Source organism: Bradyrhizobium sp., from assembly GCF_019244115.1.
Taxonomy (GTDB): Bacteria; Pseudomonadota; Alphaproteobacteria; order Rhizobiales; family Xanthobacteraceae; genus Bradyrhizobium.
Genome location: NZ_JAFATE010000772.1, coordinates 1 through 5,984 on the forward strand (window position 1 = coordinate 1; position 5,984 = coordinate 5,984).

Annotated in this window: 6 protein-coding genes and 3 pseudogenes; all 9 read left to right on the forward strand. The window is 62.8% G+C overall.

The features are described from left to right. Window positions 1–878: pseudogene (gene fusA / locus JOZ76_RS33025) on the forward strand (elongation factor G); the annotation flags it as partial. A gap of 44 nt (window positions 879–922) precedes the next feature. After that, the gene (tuf, locus tag JOZ76_RS33030; RefSeq protein ID WP_291705577.1) at window positions 923–2,113 is read left to right on the forward strand and encodes an elongation factor Tu; all 1,191 of its coding nucleotides are present in this window, start codon (window positions 923–925) and stop codon (window positions 2,111–2,113) included. Between the two features lie 115 nt (window positions 2,114–2,228). Further along, window positions 2,229–2,537, forward strand: coding sequence for a 30S ribosomal protein S10 (gene rpsJ / locus JOZ76_RS33035; protein ID WP_291705578.1), 309 nt, complete (start codon window positions 2,229–2,231; stop codon window positions 2,535–2,537). Window positions 2,538–2,549: 12 nt separating this feature from the next. Next, window positions 2,550–3,308 (forward strand): annotated as a pseudogene (rplC, locus tag JOZ76_RS33040) (50S ribosomal protein L3); the annotation flags it as partial. A 107-nt stretch (window positions 3,309–3,415) separates the two neighbouring features. Beyond that, window positions 3,416–4,036 (forward strand): 50S ribosomal protein L4, encoded by a 621-nt coding sequence (gene rplD / locus JOZ76_RS33045; protein WP_291705579.1) that lies wholly within the window; start codon window positions 3,416–3,418, stop codon window positions 4,034–4,036. Further along, window positions 4,033–4,332, forward strand: a complete 300-nt coding sequence (locus JOZ76_RS33050; protein WP_291705580.1) for a 50S ribosomal protein L23 — start codon at window positions 4,033–4,035, stop codon at window positions 4,330–4,332. The genes rplD and JOZ76_RS33050 overlap by 4 nt, the downstream gene beginning before the upstream one ends. A gap of 10 nt (window positions 4,333–4,342) precedes the next feature. Further along, window positions 4,343–5,176 carry a 50S ribosomal protein L2 gene (gene rplB / locus JOZ76_RS33055; RefSeq protein WP_291705581.1) on the forward strand — a complete coding sequence of 278 codons (834 nt, stop codon included), beginning with the start codon at window positions 4,343–4,345 and terminating at the stop codon, window positions 5,174–5,176. Between the two features lie 14 nt (window positions 5,177–5,190). After that, a pseudogene (gene rpsS / locus JOZ76_RS33060) lies at window positions 5,191–5,463 on the forward strand (30S ribosomal protein S19); the annotation flags it as partial. Window positions 5,464–5,540: 77 nt separating this feature from the next. After that, complete coding sequence (gene rplV, locus JOZ76_RS33065) at window positions 5,541–5,930, forward strand: 50S ribosomal protein L22 (RefSeq protein ID WP_291705582.1); 390 nt, start codon at window positions 5,541–5,543, stop codon at window positions 5,928–5,930. The last annotated feature ends 54 nt before the right edge of the window (window positions 5,931–5,984 follow it).

The window sequence follows — 5,984 nt, forward strand, 5'->3', positions numbered from 1 at the left end:
AAATGGTGTTTCCAGATCCTGTGATCGAAATTGCAATCGAGCCCAAATCAAAAGCTGACCAGGAGAAACTCGGAGTAGCCCTAGCCAAGCTTGCAACCGAAGACCCTTCGTTTCGGGTGTCGACCGATCCGGAGTCGGGACAAACCATCCTCAAGGGCATGGGCGAGCTCCATCTCGATATCAAGGTCGACATCCTTAAACGCACCTACAAGGTGGACGCCAATATCGGCGCGCCGCAGGTCGCCTTCCGTGAAAAGCTCACCCAGCGTGCCGAAGTCACCTACACGCACAAGAAGCAGACCGGTGGCTCGGGCCAGTACGCTGAAGTGAAGATCGTGGCCGAACCGTCGGAGCCCGGCGCGGGCTTCGTTTTCGAGAACGAGATCGTTGGCGGCGCTGTGCCGAAGGAATACATCCCGGGTGTCGAGAAGGGTCTCGAGTCGGTGATCGGCTCGGGCGTTCTCGCTGGCTTCCCGGTTGTGGACCTTAAGGTCTCGCTGGTCGACGGCAAGTACCATGACGTCGACTCCTCGGCGCTCGCCTTCGAAATCGCGTCGCGCATGGCGCTGCGCGAGGCCTTGCAGAAGGGCCGCTCGGTTCTGCTCGAGCCGATCATGAAGGTCGAAGTGGTGACGCCGGAGGATTACACCGGCTCGGTCATCGGCGATCTCAATTCGCGGCGCGGCCAGATCCAGGGCCAGGACATGCGCGGCAACGCCAACGTCATCAATGCGATGGTGCCGCTGATGAACATGTTCGGCTACGTCAACAACCTGCGCTCGATGAGCCAGGGCCGTGCGACGTTCACGATGCAGTTCGATCATTACGCGGAAGCGCCGCGTAACGTGTCCGAAGAAGTTCAGAAGAAATTCGCCTGATCAAAAGAGCAGGCAACAGGGAAAAGGTTTGAACGGAGAGTCCGATGGCAAAAGAGAAATTCAACCGAAATAAGCCGCACTGCAATATCGGCACGATTGGTCACGTCGACCACGGCAAGACGTCGCTCACCGCGGCGATCACCAAGGTGCTGGCCGAGAAGGGCGGCGCGACGTTTACCGCGTACGACCAGATCGACAAGGCGCCGGAAGAGAAGGCGCGCGGCATCACGATCTCGACCGCTCACGTTGAGTACGAGACCGACAAGCGCCACTACGCGCACGTCGACTGCCCCGGCCACGCCGACTATGTGAAGAACATGATCACCGGCGCCGCGCAGATGGACGGCGCGATCCTGGTCGTGTCGGCCGCCGACGGCCCGATGCCGCAGACCCGCGAGCACATCCTGCTCGCCCGCCAGGTCGGCGTTCCGGCGATCGTCGTGTTCCTCAACAAGTGCGACATGGTTGACGATCCGGAACTGCTCGAACTTGTCGAGCTCGAAGTCCGCGAGCTCCTGTCCAAGTACAACTTCCCGGGCGACAAAATCCCGATCATCAAGGGTTCGGCGCTCGCCGCCCTCGAAGACAAGGATGAGAAGCTCGGCAAGAACGCCATCATGGATCTCATGAAGGCGGTCGACGAAAACATCCCGCAGCCGGAACGTCCGAAGGATCAGCCGTTCCTGATGCCGGTCGAAGACGTGTTCTCGATCTCGGGCCGCGGCACCGTGTGCACCGGCCGTGTCGAGCGCGGCATCATCAAGGTCGGCGAGGAAGTCGAAATCGTCGGCATCCGCCCGACCCAGAAGACCGTCGTCACCGGCGTCGAAATGTTCCGCAAGCTGCTCGATCAGGGTGAGGCGGGCGACAACATCGGCGCGCTGCTGCGCGGCACCAAGCGCGAGGAAGTCGAGCGCGGCCAGGTGCTTTGCAAGCCGGGCTCGGTGAAGCCGCACACGAAGTTCAAGGCAGAGGCCTACATCCTCACCAAGGAAGAGGGTGGCCGCCACACGCCGTTCTTCACCAATTATCGTCCGCAGTTCTATTTCCGCACCACCGACGTGACCGGCATCGTGCATCTGCCGCAGGGCACCGAGATGGTGATGCCGGGCGACAACATCTCGATGGAAGTGCACCTGATCGTGCCGATCGCGATGGAAGAGAAACTGCGCTTCGCCATTCGCGAAGGCGGCCGCACCGTCGGCGCCGGCGTCGTGGCGAGCATCATCGAATAACAAGCATTGGCGGTGGCCGGGCCTCAAAATCCGGCCATCTCCGTTCAATAGACGCGCGGGAAATTACTGTCGTGGCGTGGCGTAGAGCCGGCCGTGACGTTGAGAGAAAAAGAAGATGAACGGCCAGAATATCCGGATCCGGCTCAAGGCCTTTGACCATCGCGTGCTCGATGCGTCGACGCGCGAGATCGTGAACACGGCCAAGCGCACGGGTGCGCAGGTCCGCGGTCCGATCCCGCTGCCGACCAAGATCGAGAAATTCACGGTCAACCGGTCGCCGCACGTCGACAAGAAGAGCCGGGAACAGTTCGAGATGCGCACGCACAAGCGCCTCCTCGACATCGTCGATCCGACGCCGCAGACCGTGGACGCGCTGATGAAGCTCGACCTCGCCGCCGGCGTCGACGTCGAGATCAAGCTTTAAGCGGTGATGGGCATGCGTTCCGGAGTGATCGCGCAAAAACTAGGCATGACGCGGGTGTTTACCGAAGAGGGTAATCACGTCCCCGTCACGGTGCTGCGCCTTGGCAATTGCCAGGTGATCGGCCACCGCACCAAAGACAAGAACGGCTATGTCGCGCTGCAGCTCGGCGCCGGCGAGCGCCGCGCCGGCAACATGAGCAAGGCGGATCGCGGCGGTTTTGCCAAGGTCAAGATTGAGCCCAAGCGCAAATTGGCCGAATTCCGTGTCACCGAGGATGCATTGATCCCGGTCGGCGCCGAGATCACCGCCGATCATTTCGTCGTCGGCCAGTTTGTCGACGTTTGCGGAACCTCGATCGGCAAGGGCTTTGCCGGCGGCATGAAGCGCTGGAATTTCGGCGGCCTGCGCGCCTCGCACGGCGTGTCGATCTCACACCGTTCGATCGGTTCGACCGGCGGCCGTCAGGACCCCGGCAAGACCTTCAAGAACAAGAAGATGCCGGGTCATCTCGGCACCGACCGTGTCACCACGCTCAACCTCAAGGTCGTGCAAACCGATGTGGCGCGCGGCCTCATTCTGGTCGAAGGCGCCGTTCCTGGCCCAAAGAGCGGCTGGATCCTGGTGCGCGACGCCGTGAAGAAGTCGCTCCCGAAGGAAGCGCCGAAGCCCGGCAAGTTCAAAACAACGGATCGGCCCAAGGCCGAAGCAAAAGCGGAAGCCAAGAACGAAGAAGCGCCGAAGGCGGATGACGCTGCGGCGAAGGCCGCTGCCGCCGCCGAGCAGGCGGCTAAGGCTGCTGACGCGGCGGCGAAGGCCGCGGAGCAGGCTGCCAAAGCTGCCGACCAAGCGGCTGCTGCCAGCAAGAAGGAGGGCGCGTGATGGAAGTGAAGATTCTCGCCCTCGACGGCAAGGAAAGCGGCAAGGCGACTTTGTCGAAGGATATTTTCGGCCTCGAGCCGCGCGTCGATCTCATTCAGCGCGCGGTCAATTGGCAGCTCGCCAAGCGCCAGCGGGGCACGCACAAGGCTCAGGGCCGCGCCGAAGTCTGGCGCACCGGCAAGAAGATGTACAAGCAGAAAGGCACCGGCGGTGCCCGTCACGGCTCGGCCCGCGTGCCGCAGTTCCGCGGCGGCGGACGCGCTTTTGGTCCGCTCGTGCGCAGCCATGCGCATGAGCTGCCGAAGAAGGTTCGCGCGCTCGCGCTCAAGCACGCGCTGTCGTCAAAGGCCAAGGACGGCGGCATCGTCCTGCTCGACAAGGCCAGTGCCAAGGATGCCAAGACCAAGGCGCTCGCGGCCCAGTTCGGCAAGCTCGGCTGGGAAAGCGCGCTGATCATCGATGGCGCTGAAATCGAAACCAATTTCCGCTCGGCCGCGCGCAACATCAAGAATGTGGATGTGCTGCCGGTCCAGGGCATCAACGTCTACGACATCATGCGCCGCAAGACCTTGGTCCTGACCAAGGCTGCACTCGATGCGATCGAGGCGAGGTTCAAATGAGCACCACCGATCCCCGCCATTACGACGTCATCCTCTCGCCGGTCATCACCGAAAAGGCGACGATCGCGTCCGAGCACAACAAGGTGATGTTTAAGGTGGCCGGTCATGCCACCAAGCCGCAGATCAAGGAAGCGGTCGAGAAGCTGTTCGACGTCAAGGTGAAATCGGTCAATACGCTCACCCGGCGTGGCAAGATGAAGGTCTTCAAGAACACCCGCGCGCAGCGCTCGGACGTCAAGCGCGCGATCGTGACGCTCGAAGAAGGCCACAAGATCGACGTGACGACGGGACTCTAAGGGTAGCGCCATGGCACTGAAGACATTCAACCCCGTCACGCCGAGCCAGCGTCAGCTGGTGATCGTCGACCGCTCGAGCCTGCACAAGGGCAAGCCGGTCAAGGCGCTCACCGAAGGCAAGAATTCGACCGGCGGCCGCAACAATAACGGCCACATCACGTCGCGCTTCCGCGGCGGCGGTCACAAGCGCGCCTACCGCAAGGTGGATTTCCGCCGCGTCAAGCTCGACGTGCCGGCGACCGTGGAGCGGCTCGAATACGATCCGAACCGCACCGCCTTCATCGCCCTCATCAAGTATCAGGATGGCGAGCAGGCCTACATTCTCGCGCCGCAGCGCCTCGGCGCCGGCGACACCGTGATCGCGGCCGAAGAAGCCGACATCAAGCCGGGCAATGCGATGCCGATCGAGAACATCCCGGTCGGCACCATCGTGCACAATGTCGAGATCAAGATCGGGAAGGGCGGCCAGATCGCCCGCTCGGCCGGCAGCTATGCGCAGATCGTCGGGCGCGATGGCGAGTACGTCATCCTGCGCCTGAATTCCACCGAGCAGCGCCTCGTTCACGGCCGCTGCAAGGCGACGGTCGGCGCGGTGTCGAACCCCGACCACATGAACATCACGATCGGCAAGGCCGGCCGCCAGCGCTGGAAGGGCCGCATGCCGCACAATCGCGGCATCTCGATGAACCCCGTCGATCATCCGCACGGCGGCCGCACCAATGGCGGCAAGCATTGGACCACGCCGTGGGGCCAGCCCACCAAGGGCTGGAAGACCCGCAAGAACAAGCGCACCACGAAATTCATCGTGGTGAGCCGCCACGATCGCAAGAAAAAGCAGCAGTAAGGACACGAACACAGATGTCACGTTCGGTTTGGAAGGGCCCGTTTGTCGACGGCTATCTGCTCAAGAAAGCGGAGGCCTCGCGCGCGTCGGGCCGCCACGAGATGATCAAGATCTGGAGCCGGCGCTCGACCATCCTGCCGCAATTCGTCGGGCTCAACTTCGGTGTCTACAACGGCCAGAAGCACATCCCGGTGATGGTCACCGAGGAAATGGTCGGCCACAAGTTCGGCGAGTTCGCGCCGACCCGCATGTTCTACGGCCACACCTCGGACCGCAAAGCCAAGCGCACCGGGGCGCCGGCTGCTGCGGCCCCCGCGGCCGCGCCGGCCGCCGCTCCCGCGGCATCGAGCTAAGGAATTTCGTTATGGGCAAGAGCGCACGCGAGCGCGATCTGAAGGATAACGAGGCGAAGGCGGTGAGCCGCATGCTGCGCATCTCGCCGCAGAAGCTCAACCTCGTCGCGCAGATGATCCGCGGCAAGAAGGTCGCGTCGGCGCTCGCCGACCTCGAATTCTCGCGCAAGCGCATCGCCAGGGACGTTCGCAAGTGTTTGCAGTCGGCGATCGCCAACGCGGAAAACAATCACGACCTCGACGTCGACGAGCTTGTCGTCGCCGAGGCATCGGTCGGCAAGGGTCTGGTCATCACGCGCCATCACGCGCGCGGCCGCGGCCGTGTCGGGCGCATCATGAAGCCGTTCGCTCACATCACGATCGTGGTGCGCGAAAAGGCCGAAGCCAAAGCGTCGGCGTGAGGCAGGAGAGGGATTAGATGGGTCAAAAGGTCAATCCGGTCGGGCTGCGCGTCG

What these genes read in the sequence shown, in the direction of transcription:
- rplV (WP_291705582.1), top strand. Translation starts at nt 5,541, where the DNA reads ATGGGCAAGAGCGCACGCGAGCGCGATCTGAAGGATAACGAGGCGAAG.
- rpsJ (WP_291705578.1), top strand. Translation starts at nt 2,229, where the DNA reads ATGAACGGCCAGAATATCCGGATCCGGCTCAAGGCCTTTGACCATCGC.
- JOZ76_RS33050 (WP_291705580.1), top strand. Translation starts at nt 4,033, where the DNA reads ATGAGCACCACCGATCCCCGCCATTACGACGTCATCCTCTCGCCGGTC.
- rplD (WP_291705579.1), top strand. Translation starts at nt 3,416, where the DNA reads ATGGAAGTGAAGATTCTCGCCCTCGACGGCAAGGAAAGCGGCAAGGCG.
- tuf (WP_291705577.1), top strand. Translation starts at nt 923, where the DNA reads ATGGCAAAAGAGAAATTCAACCGAAATAAGCCGCACTGCAATATCGGC.
- rplB (WP_291705581.1), top strand. Translation starts at nt 4,343, where the DNA reads ATGGCACTGAAGACATTCAACCCCGTCACGCCGAGCCAGCGTCAGCTG.